The 23,602-nt window shown below is 62.9% G+C and carries 19 protein-coding genes; 8 read left to right on the top strand and 11 right to left on the bottom strand.

The window, feature by feature from the left end:
- Positions 1-74 precede the first annotated feature (74 nt).
- Positions 75-458: an NUDIX hydrolase gene (locus HMPREF1531_RS05775; protein ID WP_016668990.1), complete on the top strand. Its 384-nt coding sequence runs from the start codon at positions 75-77 to the stop codon at positions 456-458.
- A 102-nt stretch (positions 459-560) separates the two neighbouring features.
- Here the strand turns inward: HMPREF1531_RS05775 and HMPREF1531_RS05770 are convergent, their stop codons facing one another.
- The 5 genes from HMPREF1531_RS05770 to HMPREF1531_RS05755 form a co-directional block, all read right to left on the bottom strand.
- A complete protein-coding gene (locus HMPREF1531_RS05770; RefSeq protein WP_016668989.1) occupies positions 561-1,010 on the bottom strand; it encodes a hypothetical protein in 450 nt (149 codons plus the stop codon).
- Positions 1,011-1,150: 140 nt separating this feature from the next.
- On the bottom strand, positions 1,151-1,357 hold the full coding sequence (locus HMPREF1531_RS13615; protein WP_156860189.1) for a hypothetical protein: 207 nt from the start codon (positions 1,355-1,357) through the stop codon (positions 1,151-1,153).
- Positions 1,358-1,456: 99 nt separating this feature from the next.
- On the bottom strand, positions 1,457-2,560 hold the full coding sequence (gene nagA / locus HMPREF1531_RS05765; protein ID WP_016668987.1) for an N-acetylglucosamine-6-phosphate deacetylase: 1,104 nt from the start codon (positions 2,558-2,560) through the stop codon (positions 1,457-1,459).
- Between the two features lie 29 nt (positions 2,561-2,589).
- Complete coding sequence (gene nagB, locus HMPREF1531_RS05760) at positions 2,590-3,375, bottom strand: glucosamine-6-phosphate deaminase (RefSeq protein ID WP_036897332.1); 786 nt, start codon at positions 3,373-3,375, stop codon at positions 2,590-2,592.
- A gap of 95 nt (positions 3,376-3,470) precedes the next feature.
- Positions 3,471-4,175 carry a FadR/GntR family transcriptional regulator gene (locus HMPREF1531_RS05755; RefSeq protein WP_016668985.1) on the bottom strand — a complete coding sequence of 235 codons (705 nt, stop codon included), beginning with the start codon at positions 4,173-4,175 and terminating at the stop codon, positions 3,471-3,473.
- A gap of 78 nt (positions 4,176-4,253) precedes the next feature.
- On the opposite strand from HMPREF1531_RS05755, the gene HMPREF1531_RS05750 reads away from it, so the two are divergent.
- From HMPREF1531_RS05750 to HMPREF1531_RS05720, 7 genes are all read left to right on the top strand, one after another.
- A complete protein-coding gene (locus HMPREF1531_RS05750) occupies positions 4,254-5,876 on the top strand; it encodes an ABC transporter substrate-binding protein (protein WP_016668984.1) in 1,623 nt (540 codons plus the stop codon).
- Between the two features lie 206 nt (positions 5,877-6,082).
- Positions 6,083-7,048, top strand: coding sequence for an ABC transporter permease (locus tag HMPREF1531_RS05745; RefSeq protein ID WP_016668983.1), 966 nt, complete (start codon positions 6,083-6,085; stop codon positions 7,046-7,048).
- 2 nt (positions 7,049-7,050) lie between these two features.
- A complete protein-coding gene (locus HMPREF1531_RS05740; RefSeq protein ID WP_016668982.1) occupies positions 7,051-9,006 on the top strand; it encodes a dipeptide/oligopeptide/nickel ABC transporter permease/ATP-binding protein in 1,956 nt (651 codons plus the stop codon).
- Positions 9,003-9,812, top strand: a complete 810-nt coding sequence (locus HMPREF1531_RS05735; protein WP_016668981.1) for an ATP-binding cassette domain-containing protein — start codon at positions 9,003-9,005, stop codon at positions 9,810-9,812. Before HMPREF1531_RS05740 ends, HMPREF1531_RS05735 begins: the two co-directional genes overlap by 4 nt.
- Positions 9,813-9,820: 8 nt before the next feature.
- Complete coding sequence (locus HMPREF1531_RS05730) at positions 9,821-10,738, top strand: dihydrodipicolinate synthase family protein (protein WP_016668980.1); 918 nt, start codon at positions 9,821-9,823, stop codon at positions 10,736-10,738.
- Positions 10,735-11,667 carry an ROK family protein gene (locus HMPREF1531_RS05725; RefSeq protein WP_016668979.1) on the top strand — a complete coding sequence of 311 codons (933 nt, stop codon included), beginning with the start codon at positions 10,735-10,737 and terminating at the stop codon, positions 11,665-11,667. Before HMPREF1531_RS05730 ends, HMPREF1531_RS05725 begins: the two co-directional genes overlap by 4 nt.
- A 34-nt stretch (positions 11,668-11,701) precedes the next feature.
- Entirely contained in the window at positions 11,702-12,388 is a 687-nt protein-coding gene (locus tag HMPREF1531_RS05720; RefSeq protein WP_016668978.1) for an N-acetylmannosamine-6-phosphate 2-epimerase, read from the top strand.
- 21 nt (positions 12,389-12,409) lie between these two features.
- On the opposite strand, the gene HMPREF1531_RS05715 is transcribed toward HMPREF1531_RS05720, so the two are convergent.
- The 6 genes from HMPREF1531_RS05715 to HMPREF1531_RS05690 all read right to left on the bottom strand — a co-directional run bounded on the left by HMPREF1531_RS05715 (position 12,410) and on the right by HMPREF1531_RS05690 (position 23,544).
- Positions 12,410-14,926 carry a YhgE/Pip family protein gene (locus HMPREF1531_RS05715; RefSeq protein WP_016668977.1) on the bottom strand — a complete coding sequence of 839 codons (2,517 nt, stop codon included), beginning with the start codon at positions 14,924-14,926 and terminating at the stop codon, positions 12,410-12,412.
- A gap of 487 nt (positions 14,927-15,413) precedes the next feature.
- Entirely contained in the window at positions 15,414-16,313 is a 900-nt protein-coding gene (locus tag HMPREF1531_RS05710) for a class C sortase (protein ID WP_016668976.1), read from the bottom strand.
- A 99-nt stretch (positions 16,314-16,412) separates the two neighbouring features.
- Positions 16,413-18,104 carry a SpaH/EbpB family LPXTG-anchored major pilin gene (locus HMPREF1531_RS05705; protein WP_016668975.1) on the bottom strand — a complete coding sequence of 564 codons (1,692 nt, stop codon included), beginning with the start codon at positions 18,102-18,104 and terminating at the stop codon, positions 16,413-16,415.
- A 118-nt stretch (positions 18,105-18,222) separates the two neighbouring features.
- Positions 18,223-21,060, bottom strand: a complete 2,838-nt coding sequence (locus HMPREF1531_RS05700) for a CshA/CshB family fibrillar adhesin-related protein (protein WP_016668974.1) — start codon at positions 21,058-21,060, stop codon at positions 18,223-18,225.
- 251 nt (positions 21,061-21,311) lie between these two features.
- On the bottom strand, positions 21,312-23,126 hold the full coding sequence (locus tag HMPREF1531_RS05695; protein ID WP_016668973.1) for a potassium channel family protein: 1,815 nt from the start codon (positions 23,124-23,126) through the stop codon (positions 21,312-21,314).
- Positions 23,127-23,163: 37 nt separating this feature from the next.
- Positions 23,164-23,544 (bottom strand): DUF6394 family protein, encoded by a 381-nt coding sequence (locus HMPREF1531_RS05690; RefSeq protein ID WP_016668972.1) that lies wholly within the window; start codon positions 23,542-23,544, stop codon positions 23,164-23,166.
- Positions 23,545-23,602 lie beyond the last annotated feature (58 nt).

Genomic DNA, 23,602 nt, shown 5'->3' with positions numbered 1-23,602 from the left:
TCAGCTCTCAACTCTTTCTCAGCGGGGCCCTGAGAAAACCCCGGGGGGAATACACCGAGGACTACCCTTAGGGCGTGATTGAGGTCTCAGCCGTCTGTCTGTTCGACGATGACCACCGGGTGCTGACCGTGCGCAAACACGGGACCCGGGGATGGATGCTCGTGGGTGGCAAACCAAAAAGCGGGGAGACCCCGCTGGACTGCGTGGTCCGGGAGGTCGGCGAGGAACTCGGGGTCGATCTGGATCCCGGGTGCCTTACCCAGCTGGGAACCTTTGAATCCACCGCTGTCAACGAGGGTGTCCCATTGCTCGCTCACGTCTTCGTCTCCGGTCAGCGGATCACGCCCCGGGTACGTGCCGAGATCGCCGAGATGCGCTGGGTCGATCCCACCGATCCGGGCCCCGGCCAGGCACCGCTCAACACCGATCTCGTGTTCCCGCTGCTCACTGCCCAATGAGCAAGACTTTGCGGTAATCCAGCCGGGCACCCGAGCTTCGGCACCTCGCGTCGATTCCATCGGCCTGCGATGATTGCACCCCAGTTCACCCGTGGGGTGAACTCAGATGACCCGGTGAACGGCCCGGGCAATGAGCTTGGCGTTATTCGTCGCGGTGATCGCCTCATAGACCGATTCCATGGCAGCCTTCAGCCCGTCGGGATCGGCCGCATACCAGCACGATAGGAAGGCACGGGCACGGCAGAAGATCTTGGTCGCGGCTTCCAGCGCATCCTGGTCACCGGCGGCTTCTGCCGCATCCACAGCAGCCCAGTACCGCTCATCGGTCTCGACGGTCAGCACCTGAAGCATGTCGCGTTCGTTCGATGGTCCGTACAGGCCATCCTCCACGACATCGATGAGCGCATTAGCCGTGATGTCCTCTCCGCCAGTCCACTTGAGGGCCTCACGAGCCGCGGCAACCGCGATGCGACGTAACCCTGCGGCATCGGCGGCCCTGATGTCGTCGATGAGCCCCGAGGGGACGATCTGTGGTTCTTCGGCTGAGGTCACTTGATTCTCCTGTGCGTCGTCAGACTTGCTCCATTGTCCACCTTCCGCGACTTGCCACGTTGTCCGCTCTTCCGGGAAGGTTGCCAAGAACTATTCCAGCGTTATGAGGAAAGAGAAAAAGCGATCCGTCACTGGTGCCCTCAGATCACCACCAATGCACCGGCAGCCAGCATTGAGGTGATCAACGTCGCGATGTCGAAGGTGCGCTGAGCGACGTGCTTGACGACCAGCGTTCCGAGCCAGGTACCGACGAGCACCACGGGCAGCAGCATCGCGGCGGTGCCCACCACCCGAGGCGTGAACAATCCGAGGGCGGCGGCGATCATTGCCAGCCAAGCCCACATCACCCCAGAAGGCTACTCGCCAAATGATGGGATACTGACCACCGCCAAATTCCACCGCACCGTGATCCACGGAATCAGTGCCGAGCAGCCAGCGGTCACGAATTAGGGAAGGAAGGAACCTCGGTACATCACCCGGTTGACGCTCCAGTCAGCATCGAAGACGACGAGATCGGCCCAGTGGCCCGGAAGCAGACGCCCCACCCCCTCCAGCCCAAGGTAGTCGGCAGGGTTCGCAGTGGCGGCGCGCAGCGCGACCTCGGGGCTCACCTTGGCGCCGATCGCCACCTGTACTGCCCGCGACAGGGTGAGGGTAGATCCAGCGATGGTGTTGGTCCCTGCGATGTGGGCGATCCCGTCCACCACCTCGACGGGCAGATCGCCGAGTACATAAGACCCGTCGTCACAGCCCGCGGCGGCCATCGCATCGGTGACCAACACCACCCGCTGCTTGGCGCCCATCACCCACCCGGCCAACTCCGGGCGCAGGTGCACCCCGTCGACGATGAGTTCGCACCACACCCGGTCGTCGTTGAGCAGGGCCAGCACAGGTCCTGGCCTGCGATGATGCAGCCCCGGCATAGCGTTGAACAGGTGGGTGGCTCCACGCACCCCCGCCCCAATCGCCTTGATGGCCTGCTCATAATCGCAGTTGGTGTGCCCCAGCGCGGGCATCACCCCACGCGAAGCCATCAAACCGATCGACTCCATGGCTCCCGGCCTCTCGGCCGCGATGGTGACCATCCGCACCGCACCCCGTCCGGCATCCAGAATCCCGGCCACTTCTCCGGGCAGTGGATCACGCAGCCGTTCGACGGGATGGGCACCTTTGTATTCGGGCGCGAGCCACGGCCCCTCCAGATGGATGCCAGCCAGCTCACCGCTCTCGACGAAACCGGCGAGCATCTCGATCTGTGCCCGCAAATCGGCCAATGACTGGGTGACGGTGGACGCGATCATCGTCGTCGTGCCATGACTGCGGTGCAGCCGGGCGGCAACCAGAGGATCCTCGGTGAAGGCGACTCCACCCCCGCCATGATTGTGGGTGTCGACCAGACCGGGAGCCAGGGTCACTTGCCCCAGGTCAAGATCAACTACACCACCATCCCCTGCGGCGTCCACCGAGACGATGTGCTCCCCTGCGACGACGACCACCGCGTCGGCCAGCATCTGCTCCCCGGTGAACACCCGCGCTGCGCGAATCCTCATGGCCGCCCTTCAGTGCTCATAACCGTTCTTCAGTATCGCTGCCATTCGGGCTTATTGTCGCGGATGAAGGCGTGGAAATCCCCAGTGGTCAATCCAGCGGCGGCGGCCTCATCGACGACGACGGTCGCGAACCGGTGCAGTTGCAGCACCGAGGCAGGCACCATCGCGGTGAGCGGTCCCTCGACAGCGGCCCGTACCGCATCAGCCTTGCTCTGCCCATTAGCCACCAGCACCACCTCGCGGGCGTCGAGAATGGTCCCAAGCCCCTGGGTCAGACAGTGGATGGGCACCTGCTCGGGGGAATCAAAGAATCGCGCATTGTCGGCGCGCGTTCTAGGGGTCAAAATCTTGATCCTGGTCCGCGACGACAACGAGGAGGTCGGCTCGTTGAAACCGATGTGGCCGTTCGCCCCGATGCCCAGGATCTGCACATCGACGCCACCCGCAGCGGCGATCGCTGCCTCGTACTGTTCGGCGGCCAAGGCCAAGTCGTCGGCGAAACCGTCGGGCACGTGCACCCGCGAGGGATCCAGCCCCAGCGGTTCAGTAACGGTGCGCCGGATCACCTCCGCATAAGATTCCGGATGCCCTTGAGGTAACCCGACATACTCGTCGAGGGCGAAAGCCGAGGCATGCGAAAGATCGATGCTGCCTGCAGCAACCAGGGCGGCAAGTTCCGAATAAAGGGCGAGCGGGGAGGAACCGGTGGCGACCCCCAGCACCACCGAAGGCCCAACCCGACGGGCCACCTGGGCCACCTTTGCTGCGGCGACGGCGCCAACTTGAGCGGCGTCCTTGCAGATCACGACTTCCATGAACCTCTCCAGCATTCCAGCGCCTCGGCGCAATACGTCGAGGCGATCACAATTGAGTCACAAATTCTCTGGACCGATGATGCCCACTCACTACCTCAGGAAGCCTCACGACAACCGGCCAGCACATGCAGGATGGGGTCGTAGTGAGCCCTCACGGCCTCCAGATATGCATCCAGATTACCGGCGACGGCGGATTCCAGCATCCGTTCGTGGGCATCCGCGGTGGCTTTGATTTCTTCCCGGCCTGCCTTGGGGAACCTCGCCCCGATGGCCGTGTGAATGTCCCAGAAAGCGGTCACCAGCTGGGAGTAGACATTGTTGCCGAGTTCCCTTGCCAGCAGCAGGTGGAAACGACGGTCGGCATCGGCAAAATTCTCGCCACGTCTGGCGCAAGCATTGATCTCCTCGACGCACTCTTGCAGTTCGACCGCATCTGTCCCGGTCAATCGCTCGACGATACGGGCACCCAAAGACAGGTCGAGCCCCCTGCGCACCTCGACGATTTCCTCGAGCAGCCCGGCGTCGGAGCCACGCTGCATGATGCCGCGGAAGACCATGGCATCGACCAGGGGACGCATCGACAGATCGCCCACGAATGTTCCCGTACCGTGCCGTACACAAAGGATGTCAAGCGCCACCAGGGTACGCACAGCCTCGCGGACATTGGACCGGGATACACCGAACTCTTCCATGAGCTCGGCCTCCGTCGGTATCAGGTCTCCTGGATGAAGTCCCCTTGCCAAGATGAGGTCCTTGATCGCTGATGTGGTGGTCTGTGCAGCATCACGTCCCTGTTTCATCGCTTGCCTCCCATGAGGTCAACGTGTTTATAATCGCATCATATCAGACATCGGACGTCTGACATTTAGGAGACTTTCATGAAGAACGAACCGGCTCTCGACACTTCCCGTCGTGGATTCATGGGCCTCGTGGGGGCTATCGGCGCGGCATCGGCGCTGGCCGGAACCCTGTCGGCCTGTGGCCGTAAGCAGGACGGTGGCACCGCGGGGGCAACCGCTGGCGCAGCATCGGCCAACCCCGAGGGAACCATCACCGCAGCCATCTCTTACGAACTGGGCACCAATGGTTTCGACCCGATGACCACCACCTCGGCGCTGACCATCGCGGCCAACTGGCACGTCTTCGAGGGTCTCTACGAGATTCTTCCCTCAGGAAATCGCGAGGTCTACCCCGCGCTGGCCAATGGGGAGCCCACCAAGGCCGACGACACCACCTACGAGGTCACGTTGCGTGAAGGCGCGGTCTTCCACGACGGAACCGCCGTCACCGCCGACGACGTCGTCTTCTCTTTCGAGCGCGTGATGAACCCGGACAACAAGTCCCTGTACCGCGCCTTCATCCCGTTCATCGAATCGGTGACCGCCAAAGACACCACCACCGTCACGATCAAGCTGAAATACGCCTTCTCCCTGATCGCGGAGCGGCTGGCAGTTGTCAAGATTGTCCCCAAAGCCGTCGTGATGGCCGACCCGAAGGCATTCGACGCCAATCCCGTAGGTACCGGCGCGTGGAAGATGACCGACAACTCGGCCACTTCGAAGCAACTGGTTTTCGAGCGCAATGCCGATTACACCGGCGAGCGCCCGGCTAAGGCCGCAAAGATGATCTGGAAGGTCATGCCCGACGAATCGACCCGCACCAACGGTCTGACCTCGAAGGCCGTGCAGGTTATGGATTTGGTTCCCGATTTGTCGGTCGAGACCCTAAAGGCCTCGGCAACCGTCGAATCGGTGCAGGGCTTCTCCCTGCTGTTCGCGATGTTCAACTGCGGGTCTGCACCATTCAACGAACTCAAGAACCGTCAGGGCTTCCTCTACGCCCTGGACATGAACAAGATCATCCAGACCGCCTACCTGGGCAATGCCTCACCGGCCACATCCTTCCTCCATGAATCCCATCCCGAGTACAAGAGGGCCTCTACCGTCTACTCCTTCGATCTGGACAAGGCCAAGTCGTTGTTCGCCGAGACAGGGCTCACCTCGATCCGCCTGCTGTGCACCGACCACGGCTGGGTGCAGAAGGCCACCCCGATCATCAAGGAGTGCCTGGAAGCCGCGGGGCTGACCGTCGAGTTCAGCCAGGACAAGTCTGCCGCGGTCTACAACGCGATCGACGGCAAACCCGAAGCCTACGATGCGGTGATCGCCCCTGGCGATCCTTCGGTCTTTGGCGCTGATCCCGACCTGCTGATGCGCTGGTGGTACTCCGGTGATACCTGGACCGATTCCCGGATGCACTGGAAAGGCCAAGATTCCTGGACCAAGGTGCAAGAGTTGCTCGACAAGGGCGCTGCCGCCTCTGGCGCTGAGCAGAAGAGCATCTGGGGTGAGCTGTTCGACTTCATCTCGGACAATGTGCCGCTCTACCCGCTGTTCCACCGCAAGTCGACCACCGCCTGGGACGCCGGCACCTTGGTCAATTTCAAGCCGATCTCGCTGACCGGCCTGAGCTTCGTGGATGTGGGCACCAGCCTCGCCTGATCCGCACCCGGGACCAGCACCGAAGCCTGATGCCGGTCCCACCGGGGTGGACCGCCCGCAACGGGTCCCGTGAACGACGTGGATTCCACGTCCCGGCGGCCGACGAATGAGCCGCAAAACGCCTCGCGGGGGTGGCGCACATCACCCCCGCGAGCACTCCCAATCCACTGTCAACGATGACAACCCGGACCGAAGGAGAACCCCTCGTGACCACTTTGCTGAGACTGATCGGACGGCGCTTGGTCGCCTTTCCGGTCATGGTGCTCGGTGTGACCCTCTTGGTCTTCTTTGTGATGTCTTTCTCCCCTGCCGACCCTGCCCGGTTGGCTCTCGGCGAGGCAGCATCGACGGAGGCCCTTGAGGCATACCGGGAGGAGCACGGGCTCAACGACCCGCTGCTCGTGCGCTACATCCGCTTCCTGGGCGGGATGCTCCATGGAGACCTCGGCACCTCGGCCGGGAACGTACCGGTTACCGAATTCGTCTCCAAGGCCTTCCCGATCACTCTGCAGCTGACCCTCATTGGCCTGCTCATCGCCGCGGTGATGGCTCTGGTCTTCGGGGTGCTCGCCGCCCTGTATCGGGACCGCTGGGTCGACCAGGTGATTCGTGTGCTATCCATCGCCTGCCTGGCCACCCCATCATTCTGGCTGGCTATCCTGCTAATCCAATGGCTGGCCAATGTGCCGGGTGGCGCGGCATTATTCCCGGCGGTCGTCTCTCGGTGGGTGCCCTTCGCCGACGACCCGGGAATCTGGTCCAACAACATCTCGCTGCCGGCCCTGGCCTTGGCGGTGCCGGTAGCCGGATCGCTCACCCGCGTCGTGCGCACCTCAATGGTCGAAGAACTCGACCGCGACTATGTGCGCACCGCGATCGGCGCCGGGATTCCCAAACACGTGGTGGTCGCCCGTAACGTGCTGCGCAATGCTTTGATCACCCCGATCACCGTTCTCGGCCTGCGTGTCGGCTACCTGATGGGTGGCGCGGTGATCATTGAGATCATCTTCAACATCCAGGCAATGGGCCAGTTGATCCTCGACGGCGTGACCCGCAACGACGTCTTCTTGGTGCAGGGCGTGACCCTCACCGTGGCCATTGCCTTCATCGTCGTCAACATCATCGTGGACGTGCTCTATGTCCTGGTGAACCCGCGAATCAGGACGGTATGATCATGCGTCGTGGACTAACCGAGAAACTCTCCGAGCCGGGGCTGCGTCTCAAGCAACTGCCGCTCGGTTCCGCAATCGCCCTGGGCGTACTGGTGCTGGTGGCGCTGATGGCCGTCCTCGCTCCATGGATCTCCTCCTTCGATCCGCTGGCCTCGGGCACCCCGATGACCCGGCCGGGAGCCGAGCACTGGTTCGGCACAGACCACATTGGCCGCGACATCTTCGCCCGCGTCGCATACGGAGCCCGGTCCTCGCTGATCATCGGCCTGAGTGCCACCCTGGTGGCCCTGGCTGCGGCCTCGGTGCTGGGTTCGCTGGCCGCGACCGGCGGCAAATGGTTCTCCGAGGTGCTGATGCGCGTGCTGGACATCATCATGTCCTTCCCCGGCATTGCCCTGGCGGCAGTCTTCGTCGCCGTGTGGGGCTCCTCGCTACCGGTACTGATCTTGGCCATCGCCTTCCTCTACACCCCGCAGCTAACCCGCGTGGTGCGCGCCAATGTGCTGTCCCAGTTCGGTGAAGACTACGTCTCGGCCTCGCGGGTGATGGGAGCTCCCATCGCTTGGATCCTCATCCGGCATGTCGCCCGCAACTGCATCGCCCCGGTACTGGTCTTCGCCACCGTACTGGTCGCTGACGCGATCGTCTTCGAGGCCTCGTTGTCGTTCATCAATGCCGGTGTGAAGCCGCCCAACCCTTCGTGGGGCAATGTGCTGGCCGATGGCAAACAACTGCTACTCAACGGTGGGTGGTGGGCCACCTTCTTCCCCGGCTTGGCCATCTTGGTCACCACCTTGGCGTTGAATATCCTGTCCGAGGGCATGACCGACGCCATGGTCTCTCCCAAGTTGCGTCGCAAGGTGGAACTGGACGACCCCGCCGAGAGCACTAGTCACCGCACATCCCCGGTCCTCGCATCCAGTGCCGAGATGGTCTCCCTCGGTGACCGGCTGGAGATGCTGCGCACCGCCGAGCAGACCCGCACCGACCGTTTCGTATACACCGAAGATGCGGCCCCGCTGCTGGATGTGAAGAACTTATCGATCCGCTTCCCCGACGCCCACGGCGAGGTCAACGTGGTCGACGACGTATCCTTCATGATCCGCCCCGGTGAGACGATGGGACTGGTCGGCGAATCGGGATGCGGCAAGTCGATCACCTCCATGGCGGTGATGGGTTTGCTGCCCAAGACTGCCCAGTTGTCCGGGAAGATCGAGTTCAACGGAGTGAATTTGCTGGGGCTGTCGCCCAAGGAGCACAACGATCTGCGCGGCCATGAGATCGCCATGATCTATCAAGATGCGCTGTCCTCACTGAACCCGTCGATGCTGATCAGGGCCCAGATGAAGCAACTCACCTCGCGTGGCGGTCAGCGCACCGCCGAAGAACTGCTGGAGTTGGTGGGTCTCGACCCGGTGCGTACGCTCAGGTCCTACCCGCACGAGTTGTCCGGTGGCCAGCGCCAGCGGGTGCTCATCGCCATGGCCCTGACCCGCAACCCGAAACTGGTCATCGCCGACGAGCCAACCACCGCCTTGGACGTCACAGTCCAAAAGCAGGTGGTGAACCTGCTCAACGAACTGCGTGAAAAGCTTGGCTTCGCCATGTTGTTCGTCTCCCACGACCTGGCCCTGGTGGCCTCGGTGGCCCACCGAATCACCGTGATGTACGCCGGTCAGGTGGTGGAGACCGGCCCGACCACCGACATCCTCACCGATCCGCGCCACGAGTACACCCGCGGCCTGCTGGGTGCGGTGCTGTCCATCGAATCGGGCACCGGGCGGCTGCACCAGGTTCCGGGTGTGGTTCCCTCACCGCGTGAATTCGTCGCCGGTGACCGATTCTCGCCACGTTCCTCGCATCCAGAGATCGGACGCGACACCAAACCGGTAGTGCGCACCATCCCCGGAACCACCCACTCCTATGCATCCCATCCGGAACTGGAGGCACTGTCATGAGCGAACAGACCACACCCACTCCCGGCGGGCCCGTGCTGGAGCTACGTGGAGTACACGTCATCCACAAGACCCGCACCGGTGGGCTGTTCCGCCCGGGAACAGTGCACGCGGTCAACGATGTCGACTTCACCGTGGCCCGGGGCGAGACCGTCGGAATCGTCGGTGAATCCGGCTGCGGCAAGTCGACCCTGGCCCGCGTGCTCGTCGGCCTGCAACGTCCCACCAAGGGAACGGTGCTGTTCCACGGCGAGCAGATGCGCTACGACGCCACGACCCGCCGCAAGCTGGGCCGAGGAGTCTCGGTGGTCTTCCAGGATCCGGCGACCGCGCTGAACCCGCGGATGGTCGTGCGCGAACAGCTGATGGATCCGATGCGGGTGCACCACATCGGCACCGAGGCCGAGCGCCTTAAGCGGGTGAGCCACCTTCTCGAACTGGTCGGCCTGCCACAATCAGCCCTCGACGTGCTGCCCCGCCAGATCTCGGGTGGCCAGCGCCAGCGCGTGGCCATCGCCCGGGCCCTGGCCCTGGGGCCCGACGTAATCGTCGCCGACGAGCCGACCTCTGCCCTCGACGTCTCGGTGCGCGCCCAGGTGCTCAACCTGCTCACCGACCTGAAGGCAGAGCTCGGCACCGGGATGGTCTTCATCTCCCATGACATCTCCACCGTCCGCTACATCTCCGACCGGATGGCCGTGATGAATGCCGGGCAGATCGTCGAGACCGGCCCGGCAGAGAAGCTCTTCAACAACCCGGAACACCCCTATACCCGCACCCTGCTGGGCGCGGTTCCGTCTCTTTTGTGAGGAAAGAAATGAATATTCTGAACGGCATCGTTCCCCCCGTCATCACACCAATGAACCCCGATGGTTCGGTGGACTTCGCGAGTCTGGATCGGCTCGTGGAGCACCTGATCACCGGCGGGGTCGATGGGCTTTTCCCGATGGGTTCCTCCGGTCAGGTGGCCTACCTGAGCGACGAGGACCGTGAGAAGGTCGTCGCCGCGGTGATCGCCAAGACCGCAGGGCGGGTCCCGGTGCTCGTGGGATGCCCCGACATGTCGGCCACCCGCGCCATCGCCCAAGCCCGTCGCGCCGAGGAACTGGGCGCCACCGCAGTGGTGATCTCCGCCCCGGTCTACGCGCTAAATTCCCCCGACGAGATCGCCGACCATTTCCGAATGGTCGCCGCTGCCGTCGGCGTACCAGTCATCGCCTACGACGTGCCGGTGCGCGTCGGGCGCAAGCTGACCGTTGACACCTTGGTCACCCTGGGTACCGAAGGGGTCATCATGGGCGTCAAGGACTCCTCGGGTGACGATGTCGCCTTCCGTCGCCTGCTGGCCGCTAACCGGGCCGCGGGGTCCCCGCTGGTGGTGTCCACTGGCCACGAGATCATGTGCGACGCTATGGCCTTGATCGGTGCCGACGGCATCGTTCCCGGCCTGGCCAACGTGGATGTCACGGGTTACGTGCGGTTGTGGAAGGCGGCCCAGTCCGGCGACTGGGAGGCTTGTCGTGCCGAGCAGGAGCGCATCGCCCGGCTCTTTGAGATCGCCTTCGTCCCGCAGGGCCGTTCCGGTGACGCAGGTGGCATCGGTGCCTTCAAGGCGGCCGCCGCCATGCTGGGAATCATCGACCATCCGGCAATGCCGGCCCCGCTCAAGACCCTGACCGAGGCCGACAACCAAGCTATCGAGGCGATCCTGCGTGAGGTGGGTCTGCTGAAGTGAGCACCGTCGGGGTCGACCTGGGAGGCACCAAGATTTCTGCGGCGATCGTCGACGCCGACGGCAAGCTGCACGCAGTGACCACCCTGCCGACGCGGGCCGCCGAGGGCCCCGAGGTGGTGCTCGACCAAGTGGCTGAGGCAGTCCGGTTGGCTGCGGTCTGCGGAAGCCCGGTTACTGCGGTGGGCGTGGGCACCGCGGGAGCGGTGGATCCAGCGACCGGCACCATCGTCTCGGCCACCGACACCTTTCCCCGCTGGGTCGGCACCAATCTGGTGACCGGCTTGCGGGAACGCCTCGGCGAGGTGGAAGTGGAGGTGCACAACGACGTTGACGCCCACGCCCTGGGTGAATCGTGGCGGGGGGCCGGGGCTGGAAAGGCCTCAATGCTCATGGTAGCCGCCGGAACCGGGATCGGCGGGGCGTTGATCCTGGACGGGGTGCTGCGCACCGGAGCCCACCACATCGGCGGGGAGATCGGGCACATCCCGGCTCCCGGAGCCGAGGGCCTGACCTGCACCTGTGGTCGGGAAGGCCACCTGGAAGCACTCTCCGCAGGGCCTGCCATCCACCGCCGCTATCTGGCCTTGGGCGGCGAAGAGACCTTGAGCGACACCAAACAGGTCGTGGCGGCCGCCGCAGGCGGCGACGAACTTGCCCAGCGCATCGTCGTCGAGGCGGCCACCGGGTTGGGCCGAGCGATCGCCGGAATCCTCACCACCGTCGACCCCGACGTCGTGGTGGTCGGCGGTGGGCTGGCCTCGGCGGGGATGCTGTGGTGGAAGGCGATGACCGAGGCACTGCACGGCGAACTGGTGAGCGGGCTGCAATCAATCCCGGTGCTGCCCGCTGCCCTAGGGCAGTCCGCGGCGATCATCGGCGCAGCGGCTCCCCTGATACGACACGCCCCCACCCTTCACTGTGCGCAATGAGGAAGAACACGGCCAGGAGAAGACAGGAGAGAAGATGACCAGCACCGACACCGTGTTGCACTCGCTCAAAGGGGGCCTGGTGGTGTCCTGCCAGGCTTATCCGGGTGAGCCGATGCTCGACCCGCGGACCATGACCCAGATTGCTCAAGCCGCCGAGACCGGCGGAGCCGCCGCCGTTCGAGGCAAAGGCATCGACGACCTTCGCGGGATGCGCGAGGCCGTGTCGATCCCGATCATCGGCATCGTGAAGGTTGGCGACGAGGGAGTGTACATCACCCCCACCTTGACCGATTGCTTGGCGGTGGCCGCCATCGGGGTGGAGATCGTCGCCCTGGACGGCACCCGGCGTCCCCGGCCCGATGGGCTCAGCCTGGCAGAGACCATCGATGGTCTCAAGCAGGAATACCCCGAGGTGCTGGTGATGGCCGACTGCGGTTCACTCGGTGACATCGAGGCCGCGGCAGCGGCCGGAGCCGACATTCTGGGCACCACCTTGGCCGGGTATTCCGGGGAGCGCAGAAAGACCCCAGGCCCAGACTATGAGCTGATCGCCGAGGCGGTGGCGCTCGGGGTGGGCCCAGTGCTCGCCGAGGGACGGATTCATACCCCGCAGCAGGCAGCAAATGCACTTGCCCAAGGCGCGTGGACGGTGTGCGTCGGTACGGCGATCACCCATCCCGCCTCAATCACCAGCTGGTTCGTGGAGGCTTTACGCGCCTGAGCGGCATCGCCGCTGTCATCCTCATTCGAGCCAGTCCTGCCGATCCGCCTGAGACTCGTCGATTCCGTCGCTCTCGTCCTCTGCCTCGTCCGCGGCCAAGGAAAGGTTGCGCTTGCGCCATACCGCCAGCAGGCTGCCCCCCACGCCGACCACGATCCAAGCCAGCAGCAGGAGAAGCGGGGAGACCAAGGACGCGCCGGTCACCAGGCTGCGGATGGAACGCAGTGCCGGGCGCAGTGGGGAGAAGTGCTCCACAGCAGTAAAGAAGGTGGGGACCGTCGAGACCATGCCGGTGGCCGTCGCAAGCACACCGAGAGCGACCACGATAAATCGCCCAGTGCCCTTGAGCCATCCAGCCAACGCCTGGTTGACCGCAATGAATGCCGTGGAGATGAGCAGCAAGACCATCGTCAGCTTGGTGAGGCCGCCGAGCCCGAGGCCAAGGACCACACCGCCGAAGACACCGAGCACCACGGCCTGAACTGCGCCAACGGCGAACCCAGGCCACATGGAGGCCCACGCCACCTTGGACAGCGGCTGCGAGGATGCGAGTTCCTTGGACGGCACTGGGCGGACGATGAGGAACGTGGCCAGGGCACCGAACCACAGCCCGAGCCCCAGCAGCAGGATCACGGTCTGGGTGATCGGCGAGGACAACCCACCCACTGAATTGCTCACCGGCGCGGTGACGACGGTGGATAGCTTGTCGCGAGCGCTCTCATCGAAGCTGGGCACCAGCTCTGCACCAGAGGCGATCTGCTCGGCGAAGGTACTCGTCGAGGTCTGCAGCTTCTCGGATGCGTCGGTCAGATCCTTGGTCTTCTTCGTCTTCAGCTCGGTGAGCTTGTCGTTGGCGGTTTTGGTGTCCGTGGTGTAAGTGTTCACCCCGTCGACGTAGGTGCGGGTGTCCTGGTTCAGGGTGGTGGTTCCATCAGACAAGGTCTTGGTGTCAGTCGCCAACTTGGTCACACCCTCACCCAGGGAAGGCAACTGCTGGGAGGTCTGAGTGACCCCATCGTTGAACTGAGCGGCACCGGTTGCCAGGTCATTGGCACTGGTGGCCAGCCCACCCGCATTGTTGACTAGATCCTCTGCCTGCCCGGCGTGATCGCCCAATCCGGTGGAGATTTTCCCGGCACTGGTGGCAAGACCTGGGATCTCGCCCAGGCCCTGGGCATTTTTAGCCAACTCACCCGCCGCAGCCGAAAAAGCCTGAGCTCTCGGGGAAAAACCCTCAACTTTCTGTTTCAGGTCCGCTGCATCCGTAGCCATCTTGGCGGCCTTTCCTGGCGCCCCATTCTCTGATGACCCCAAACCCGACTGGTCAAGCTTGGCGGTTGCGGCAGCGATACCCGCCTTGAAACCGATAGCCAGCACCGCGCGGCACTGCTCATCAGTCAGTCCTTGGGCAAGACAGGCCTCCTGACCTTCGGCGTTCCATGTGGTGGCCTCCAAGGCTTTTCTATAGGTGTCCACCGCATTGCTCACCTCGGCAGCACTCGTGGACACTGTGTTAGAACCACTTGCAATCTCCTGGGTATCTGGGGCTGCAGGCAGATTTGCAGCTTTCTGCAGTGCAGAAGTATTGGTGTTCAGCGTATTCAGGTTCTTGGCGAGCTCACCTGCCGCATTCGCCTGATCCCGCAGCGCAGTGCCGACCGCAGCGCCGTTGTCGGTGTAACTCTTGACCCCGGTATTCACGGTGCTGGCGTTGTTGGCCAGGTTGGCGGCATCAGGAGCGAGCCGGTTCACCCCGTCGAGCAACGGGGTAAGTTTCCCGTTGAGATCTTGCATCCCGGTGTTGAGATTGCCCGCATTGGTGGCCAGTTCACCGGTGCCGGTCGTCAGCCGGGTCCCGCGGTCGGTGGTCTCCTGGTTTTTGGCAGTGATCTTCGTGACATCCTCGTCCAGCTTGGTGATGTCCTCGGAGGCCTTGTCGAGATCCTCGTCAATCTTCTTGGTGGATTCAGCCAGCTGCCCGGCAGCGGTGGCGATGGTGACGAACTGCTCGCCGGTGGTGTTAAAGCCAACGTAGATGTTGTCCAGGTAGGTGCCGGTGAGGGTCGAATTCAGCTTGTTGACCGCCAAGGACGCGACATCGCGTGCGATCTGAGCATCGGCAATCGAGGACGCCTCAGAGGTCTTCACGTCGATGGTTGCCTGCTGGGCGGCTTCCGCGTCGTTACCGGAGAAGGATGTGGCCGCCGAGGAGAAATTCTGCGGGATAACCACCGCCACCGCATAGGTGCCGTCGGCCAGCCCCTTGGTGGCCTCCTCCTGGGTGGCCGAAGACCACTTGATGTCATCATCCTGGTTGACGATCGCCGACGAAAGCTCCCTGCCCATCGAGACGGACTGCCCGTTGATGGTTACCGGCTGGTCGTTGTTGACAATCGCCGCCGAGATGTTGGAAATCCGGTTTCCCGAATTCCACGTTGTCAAGGCAAGCCCTGCGACGATGAGCAGCGGCATGACCATCAGGCCCACGATGGACACCCAGCTCAGGCTGCGATTTTGTCTCATTCGTTCGATCTTCATTGCGTCTTCCACTCACTCGGCGATCACCGCGGCGGGGCTCGGCCGCGGGCTGCACCCACTGATCCGATGAGGGTCGGCAGGCACTGCGACGCCGACACCAAGGATGATGCCGGGCATCCGGGCCGAAGCCATCTGGTCTGATCACGGCACCCCAGCATCCCGTGGCGAGCGGGATCAGGGAAACGCAATACAACGGGGGATGATGGCACCGACCCGACGCATGAACATTACTCCCGGAGGGGGTGCACAACATCCCTGAGACAGCGATCGGATACATTGATGCATCATTGTTGCCACTTCCCGGTCGCCGTGCATAGCCCGGCTGGAGTGACGGCCCATTCCACCGCTCGCCCATCCCACCAGTTCCGATCGGGTATGCAACCAGCAGGATCCAGGGAGAAGAAGGTATCTCACTCACCCAAAGGTGTTCACTCACCGTGACGACCAGGAGATACTGCATCTAGACAGCTCAGACCATCTGAGCGACTCAGGCGTTGTTTCGCCGCTGCCTGCGCTCGGCCCAGAAACCGGGCGGGAAACCGGAATACCAGACATAGGCACCGATGAGCAGGGTGCCCGCAGGCAGCCATACCGCCCACCACGGGAAGTGCGGCACCTCGGGGGCAGCCCCCGCGTTCTCGACATCCTCAATCGGAGTGGGGGTGACCCGCACTCCGGTGACCAGGATCCGGTGGGTGTTGATGCCTAGCGGAGTACAGGTGACCAGCGTCACCAGATCCTCCCCTGGTTCCATCCTCAACGACTCTGTCTGGGAAGGTTCAACGATCTTCGTCTCGCGCACCTCGTAGGTGAGCACCTCACCGAAGACCTCCAGGACGAACCGGTCACCCACCTGAACCTTGTCGAGGTCGGTGAACAGCCGGGCATCGGCCAGACCTCGATGGGCGGTGATCACGGCATGAGTGTTCTCCCCACCCACCGGAAGCGACGTGCCTCGCAGGTGCCCGGCATTGCGTAACAGGGTCTCGTCGGAGGTGCCATGCAGGACCGGCAGGTCGACGTCGATGGCAGGAATCTTGAGCCGGGCCATCAGTCCATTGGCGTCGGCCCGGAGAATCTGGTCGTAGTCCAAAGTCTCGTCGGAGCTGGTACCCGAACCGGTCGGCTTGTTGGTGTCAGCCTCAAGAAGCGCACCGACGCTCAAGGCGTCGTTGTACTCGTGTGCCTGGCGCAGCTGGGTGACCGCGTCAGGGTAGGTGTTGTCTACCTGGTTCTGGTAGTTCTCCACCACTTTCGACTGGGCATACTGGGACAACCAGCTGGCCACGGTCGGATAACTGGCGATGAGCATCCCGAAAAAGGCGAGCAGGGCGATGACCAGCGTTACCCAGGAAAGCCGCCAGCGTTTGGGGGTGTCGTTCCTCACTGTTCTCCTCAATCGAACATGGTAAGGGGTGGGAGGCAGTTCACCTCCCACCCCCTATTCAGCGATGGTCATCGCATACGGTCTGCAGACCGCAGCGAATCAGGCCTGGACGTGACGACGACGGGCCAGCACCAGGGCGCCAGCAGCGACGATCATCACCAGACCACCGGTCAGCATGACCACCTGGCCGGAACCACCGGTCAGCGGCAGGCCCGGAACATCCTGCTTGGTGTTGTTGATGTCAACGGTGGAAGCAGTGGCAGTGCTCCCCGGAACCACCTTGAGAGCGGTCAACTCCTTACCGCCGGTCGGCAGCACGTAACCAGCCGGAGCTGCGGTCTCCACCAACACGTAGCAGCGGTGGGTGTTTCCGTTCTCCCACTCGGTATTTGCGAAGGTGTAGTCACCCAGAGCGTTCCTGGTGAGCCTGTTAGTCTGCGCCTGAGGCACCTGACCGCCACCTGGCGGGCCAGGCGGGCGCCCCTTGCCGGTGTAGTTGGCCTGTCCCTTGTCGACGAACAGACCGGCGATCGACACGATGCCATCGGCATCGGAGGTGAAGGTGTCCACACCGTTGATGGAGATCGGGTCACCGGTCTTGGTGGTACCGCAGGCACCGGCGTAGGGAGCATCGGACTCGTAGATCTGGAAGGAAGCACCAGACAGCGCCTTGGCGTTGTCCGCGTCCTTCTTCACGATCTGAGCCGCACCCCAGGACTGCTCAACCTTGTTGGTTGGAGTGGTGGGAGGGGTGCCCGGAGGCGGAGTGGTCGGCGGAGTGTCCGGAGGAGTATCCCCGGGCACGGTGTCCAGATAGAGCTCCGCAATGTTCGGGATGATGCCGTTGGCAGGAATCGAGTTCACCTTGGCCGAGAAGGTCACGGTGATCTTGGCATTCGGCTGGGTCTTCAACCAGGCCAGACCATCCTTGGTGAATCCGACGCTCACCGGGTCGCCCTCGGTCTTGGTGTAGTAGGCGGCGTCGACGTCCACGCCACCAGCCTGCACCGACACAACCTTGCCCTCAGTCAGGCTCCCATCAAGGTCATCGTTGATGACGAAGTACTTGAATTGGTCGCCCTCGGCGATGCTCGGAACAGTCACCTCGACCGGGAAGGTCACCTGCCCACCAGTCTGCAGACCATGGGCGGACACATCGATGCCCTTGGTGGGCGTCTGGACCACGGTGTTCTTCGGGTAGACGTTCACGTCGTACAGCCATTCACCGTTTGCCCCGGCGACATCGTTGTTCACGGTGTTGTTCGGGAAGGGAATGGTCACCAGGAAGGGAGCAGCCTTCTTGAGGACATTGGCCGGGGTAAGGGTTTCGCAGACCAGGTAGGCGCCCACCGGCAGCTGACCGATGGTGACCTCGCCCTGCGCGTTGGTGAGGCCGTTGTCATGGCCGCTGTCGAAGGTGGCGGCGCCACCAGCCGGGAGGGTCAGCTTCGGGGGTGCGAAACCTCCACCACAGGCATCCGCCGGGACGGTGTAGTCTTTCAGGCCGTTCCACGACGCCTGCTGGGTGAGATCGAGGTTCGTGATCTTGTAGGCCGTGAACTTGACACCAGCGACGGGCGTGCCCTGGGTGTCAGGAGTGCCAGTCACCGAGCCGGAGGTGGCCTGCGAACCAGACTCCTGCTTGTGAATGATCAGCGAGCCCTGGGTATCAGGATTGATGTTGCCAGCACCGAGGTCAGCAGAGGCCACGTTGGGAAAACCCAACAAGCCGATGGCCAATGCCCCGATTCCGGCAGCAACACGGCTCGCAACGCGAGTGGTTGTGCTCATTGGTTGGCTGTTCCTTTCAACAGTTGTTACCCATGATTTTTTGGGTTACTCAATGTGGGTTGGGAGATGGGAGCGGCACACAACCGCGCCCTCTCCACGTGGGCGAACTGCCCCCGAATCAGTTCTTCTGTGCCCGGCGCCTCCTCCAGATCTGGAGACCCGCAGCCAGCGCACCAAGCGCACCGCCGCCGATCAGGAATATGTAGGCTCCAGTCCCACCAGTTAGCGGGATGGAGGGAATCTCGGTTTTTTCATTGGTGAAAGGAGCCGAGAAGTTGTGGTTGATGACCTTGCCGGTGTCGGCATCCACCGTGATGCGGAAGGTATGCCTGGTCTTGTCAAGCTTGTACCCGGCGGGTGCCTTTGACTCGACGAGGGTGTAGTCCTGATCCTGGTTCCAGGCAAGACCACCCACGGTGAACCGGCCCGGAGCCGGGTCCTCGTCGTGCAGCCCGGTGCCAGTGCAACTCCCCGTTGTGCAATCGGTGATGATCGTCTCCTGCCCGCCCGGAGCGATCAGTTTCCACTCTGATCCGGACAGCGGCTTGTTGTTGTCGGCATCGGTCTTGGACCACGAGACCTGCCCGGTCAGCCGCGGATTCACCACACCGTTATCTACGACATGCTCACCGTCGGTAAGCCCCGCGCTCAAACGCCCCGCGTTGACCTCATCGAAGCTGAGGGAACCTTGTACCGCCGTGTATCCCGCGGGTGATTTCGACTCGGTCACCGAGTAGCTTCCCCATTTGAGTCCGGTGAGCTGGAATTCGCCGTTACTGGGATTCTGGTCAGCATAGGCACCGGCCGGGCAGGGGGCCGAAGTGCAGTCGGTCACGGTCGTGGCCGGTGGCACACCTGGGCCACTGAGGGTCCATTCGGAACCGCCCAGCTTGTTCCCGTCGACGTCAACCTTCTTCCAGATCAACTCGCCGGGTTTGGCCGTGTTGGTGATCTCACAGCTCACCCGATCCTGGCCCGCGATTGTCAGTGTGGCGTTTCCCTGCCCGTCATCGTTGCGGACGGTGGAGCCGAATCGCTCTCCCACAGTGCCCGGAGTCTGCTGGCAGACCCAGTTTGCGGCTTGATAGGCAGCAGCATCAGAGTGGGAGGACTGCTCACCAAGGGTAAGATCTCCCGCCCCGACGGCCTTCGGGTTGCCAGTGCTTCCCGCGCCCTGGACCTTGACCGTGTTACCCGCCTTGCCGGTCAGGTTCCACTGGTCGACCCCCAGCGCGGAGTCTCCGGCGTAGGCACCATCCACCTTCTTCGTCAGCTGGACGGTGGGCACACGAACGGCCACCCGGTAGTCCTCAACCTCACCCGTGGTCGTGTTGCCGACGGGCAGCAACGCGTTTGAATCATTGGTGATACGGAACCTGGCGTAGGTCTCAGTCCCAGTGCCATCCTCACCAGCCACGGACCGCACAACGTCGTCGGGTACCTTCCAGGTCAGTTTCGCCTTGCCAGTCGACGGACAGGGGACCTCGTCACTCTTCTCCCCGCTATCGAAGGTTCCGTTGTGATTCCAGTCAACCCAGCCTGCGACCCGCCCGGACCCGCCGCAGGCCACCACCTGCGAATAGTTCTGCCCGGGGGCGGTGCGTATGCCGTCGGCGGGGAAGTTCACGCCGTCTTCGTCATCAACCTGCGGATCATTATTGTCATCGCCCAAGGCATCGTCGGAATAGGGTTGGGCGCCTTCGGCATCAAGGCTGTTGCCCAGATGGGGCGAGCCATTCTTGACATCGAGATAAGCCTGCTTGATGGTGAACAGGTCGGTATCGCGGGTTACCTCGCCCTGGTTCCAGGTCGGCTGGAACAGCGAAGACGCTGTCCCATAGGACTTAGGAGCATCACCGAAGTCGGTGGCGATGATCAATCCGAGAGCGACGGCCGAGTAACCAGCCCCTTGAATGGTGACGGTTGCCGAGGTGGCCCCCTCCATGAACATCACCGCATTCGGCCCACCCAGACCATTGGGGCGGGAGTACCTGCCACCGTTTTGGTAAACACATTCCTTACCGTCAGGTATGAGACGCATAGCCCCATCCGCCATGAATTTGGCAGTGGCCGTGGTCGGGCATCCGTCGGAGCGAAGCCTGTCAAGCAGGCGCCATGTGACCGGCTGAGTGGTCGCTGCCTGCACCCATTCGTCGCTCCACTCGCCGTGGAATACCTTGTTAGCGTCGTCCCAAGTGCCGCTGCGCTTGGAGGATGCCTCCGCGTCGGCCACAACTAGTCCCGAAACCGGGACGTTTTTCACCGAACCGTCGGTTCCCCGCAGCTCTGCCCGGCACGAGAGATTCACACTCACCCGAGAGTTGTAGCCGGTCGGCTGATGGCTGACACCCGGCTCGGGCCACCAGCCGCCATCCCAGGTTTTGGCTCCGTTATAGGCATAGCCATTGGCCAGCCCGATGGGCATCTGGTTCTTGTTGACGTAATCCTTGGGGTAAAGCATGCCGTTTTCCCAGACCGGCTTACCACCCTTCCACTCACCGGGTCCGCCGATGTTGTAGAGGTTGTCCAGCGTGTCTCCTGCCCAGGCACCGGGAACAGTAGCCACCAGCGGCCCGTAGGCCTGCTCATCGGTCAGCGGGTAGGGGCCACCCGCATGGTTGTTATCTAGGTGCTCACCGTGCCCAAGATGTTTCAAATCGGACAGCGTGCAGGTGGTGACCAGGCGCCCAGCCTCACCCATATCGCGGTAGTTGACGAAATTCTTGGTTTCTTTAGCGTTCAGAACCGGAACGTTCGGCTTGGGATTGCCCGCGAACTGAGCATAGTCGGCCCATTGCAGCCACTGGATCGAGTCGATGAACCGACCAGAACCTCCTGTGGCGAACACCGCAGGCAATGCGTCATCCGCTTGTGATTGCGCAGAAGCGCCCACGATTGCCGAGGCACACGCCATGCCGGCGCACACGACAGCAGCAGCCAGTTTCCTGAACCCCATATTTCCCCCTGCGCGGCATCCCCTCTTCGACCGAACCCCCCGGTTTCGGCCCATATCGCGCTTCACTAACAGTAACTGCCTGTGGGATCCAACTGCAAACTGCTCAACGCAACAGCGCATTTAGAGTTGTCGATACGAGTGGCACGATCTCGCCCGTATACGCGATGCGAGCGGCGCTTCCAACGGAGGAAGACGGGGCGACCCCTCTACATGCCATGTCTCAGGCAGCACCCCATAGCCGGGGCCTGAACTCACTGAATGGGAAGCTGGGTGCTGGTGTCGGTACTCACCTCGGTCATGGCACAGCCGCCTCGTACCTCGGGTAGTGGAACCACCTTCGGCGGATGATGGCGGGTCAGCCACCGCCACACCGTGCCGCCATTCGACTGGTTCCCGGTGACAACGTAGTTGAGCATGTTCTGGTTGCGCAGGGTCTGCAACGACAGGTGCTTGGATTCCGCGGTGCCAGCGATCAGCAGCCTGTCTCCGGAATCGATAGCGAAATCTTCTCCCGGCAGTTGAATGTTTTTGTTGCCCCGGCGCACCAGCAGCACCATGATCGCCAGTCGTTGCGACCGGTCATCCGGGTCGGCCATCAGATGAGCGACCGTGTACCTACCACCGGCATCGACGAACTCGGCCAGAGCCGGGGTGGTCTTCTCCGCAACCGTCAAATCCCACACCTCGGGATTGCGGCCCGGGTCCAGAGCAGCAAGTTTGGCGTGGATGACCTCACATTCAGCCTCGTTGTGTTGCGGAATCAGGCGCAGGAAGCGGTTGAGCAACGGGGTGGTGATCCGGGCCAGGAACTCCTCGGCAACGAGCCGCGAGGACACCATCAACAGTTCCTGATTGAAGGCTTCGAACAGTGGAGCATTCGACAGATTGTTCTGCCGGTTGACGATGTACAGGTCGTGGTTGAGAGCCCTTGCGGTCACCGCAACCGCCAGATTCTTCGTGTCTGAGGAATTAGCCGTCACCAGGCCAACGGCACGCCCGATGCCGGCCGCCTTGAGGTCTTCGGAGCGAGTGCCAGTAGCACACACATCAACCCCACCCTCGTCGTAGTGCAGGGTGTCGACTACCGAGATGTCCATACCGGTGGCCCGCAGGGAATCGGTGACGGCACGCCCGAAACGGCCATAACCGGCGACGATCCAGTGCCCGCGCGGCGGGGCGATTGTTTCCGCGGATGGCTCTCCGGGCAGACCGGTGAGTAATTTGCGCAGCTTGTAACGCTTCGGTGCGGTGACCGCCGCGGCTAAGTAGTCGGCGAAGCGCGCGAAAGGATTCACCACGACATCGCCACCGAAGACTCCGATGTGGGTTTCGGTACCCTCGTTGCGAATCCGGGCCAGCACCGGGACACGAGGCTTGAGTAGCCGCACCGTCACTGCGATGCCCTGGTTGACGGTGTCGTCGTCTGTGAGGGCCACCACGCCCTTGCAGTTCGGGTTCATCAACCCGGCGAGTTGCAGTAGCCAAGTCTGGGACGCGTCACCGGTGGCAATTGGTGGGTCGACGTTGAAACCATCGAAGCGCATCTTCTGCACCCGATCCTGGTTGCGTTCTATGGCAACGAAGCGCAGCCCCAGATGATCCAGGCCGTGACACAAGGTGCGCCCAGTGTCACCTAGGCCGCACACGATGTAGAAGGGCTCACGAATGTTGTGCACGGTCTGCGAGAACCTGGCCACCTGCACCGCCGACTGGAAGCCCCTGTCACGCAGCAAGCCGATGACAGCGAACAGGGAATAGCTCCATGCCGCGACCGAAACGTAGATGGTGAAGGTCATCCACATCCGTTGCATGGCGTTGTAGGGGTGTGGCACCTCACCGAAGCCGATGGTGGTGGAGGTGTAGGAGACGACGTAGAAGGCTTCGAAGAAGGTCAGCGGCGCAGCGGGTTCCCCCTCGCTCGTCGTGCCAGGGATGATGGCCAGCCCCAGGGTACAGATGGCGTAGACGAATACCACGAGCAGCAGGGGAAACCTCATTCTGCGCAGGATGAGGAAGAAGACGTCGCCCAGCACCTTGGGGCGGGTGGTCACCTGTCGTGTCTTCATGACAGTTGAAATGTACTCGTTTGGGATGCGCTCAGTCTCAGCGCCGCGACGGCATGATTTCCGAGACGAGCAGCACCACCGATACCACATTGGCCAGCAGGGCACCGCCCGACAAGGACACCACGACGGACATCGCCTCGCCGGTCAGACCGCCGGCCTGCGATCCGGTAACGATCCACACCGCGGCTGCCGCGATTAACTGGAGATCGGCTACCAGCGAGGTGGCTAGGTGAACCGCGCCCAGTTGAGTGCGATCACCAAATTTCAGGATCGTGGCAATGAAGGAGGCCACCAGAGCAGCCGCGAGCTCAATGCCGTTGTGCAGGTGTACGGAGTCGAGCGGGCCCAGGAAGAAGCCGAAGTTCAGGGCCGCTGCCAGGGTGATGAAGAAGCCGAAGACGACCTTCTCCAGATTCATCGGATCCTCCACAGGTGGGAAACAATGTTGCCCGGCCAGCCTACGACCGCGGGGAATG

The sequence above is a fragment of the Propionibacterium sp. oral taxon 192 str. F0372 genome (assembly GCF_000413315.1).
Classification (GTDB): Bacteria; Actinomycetota; Actinomycetes; order Propionibacteriales; family Propionibacteriaceae; genus Brooklawnia.
This window is presented reverse-complemented; position numbering and strand designations above follow the sequence as displayed.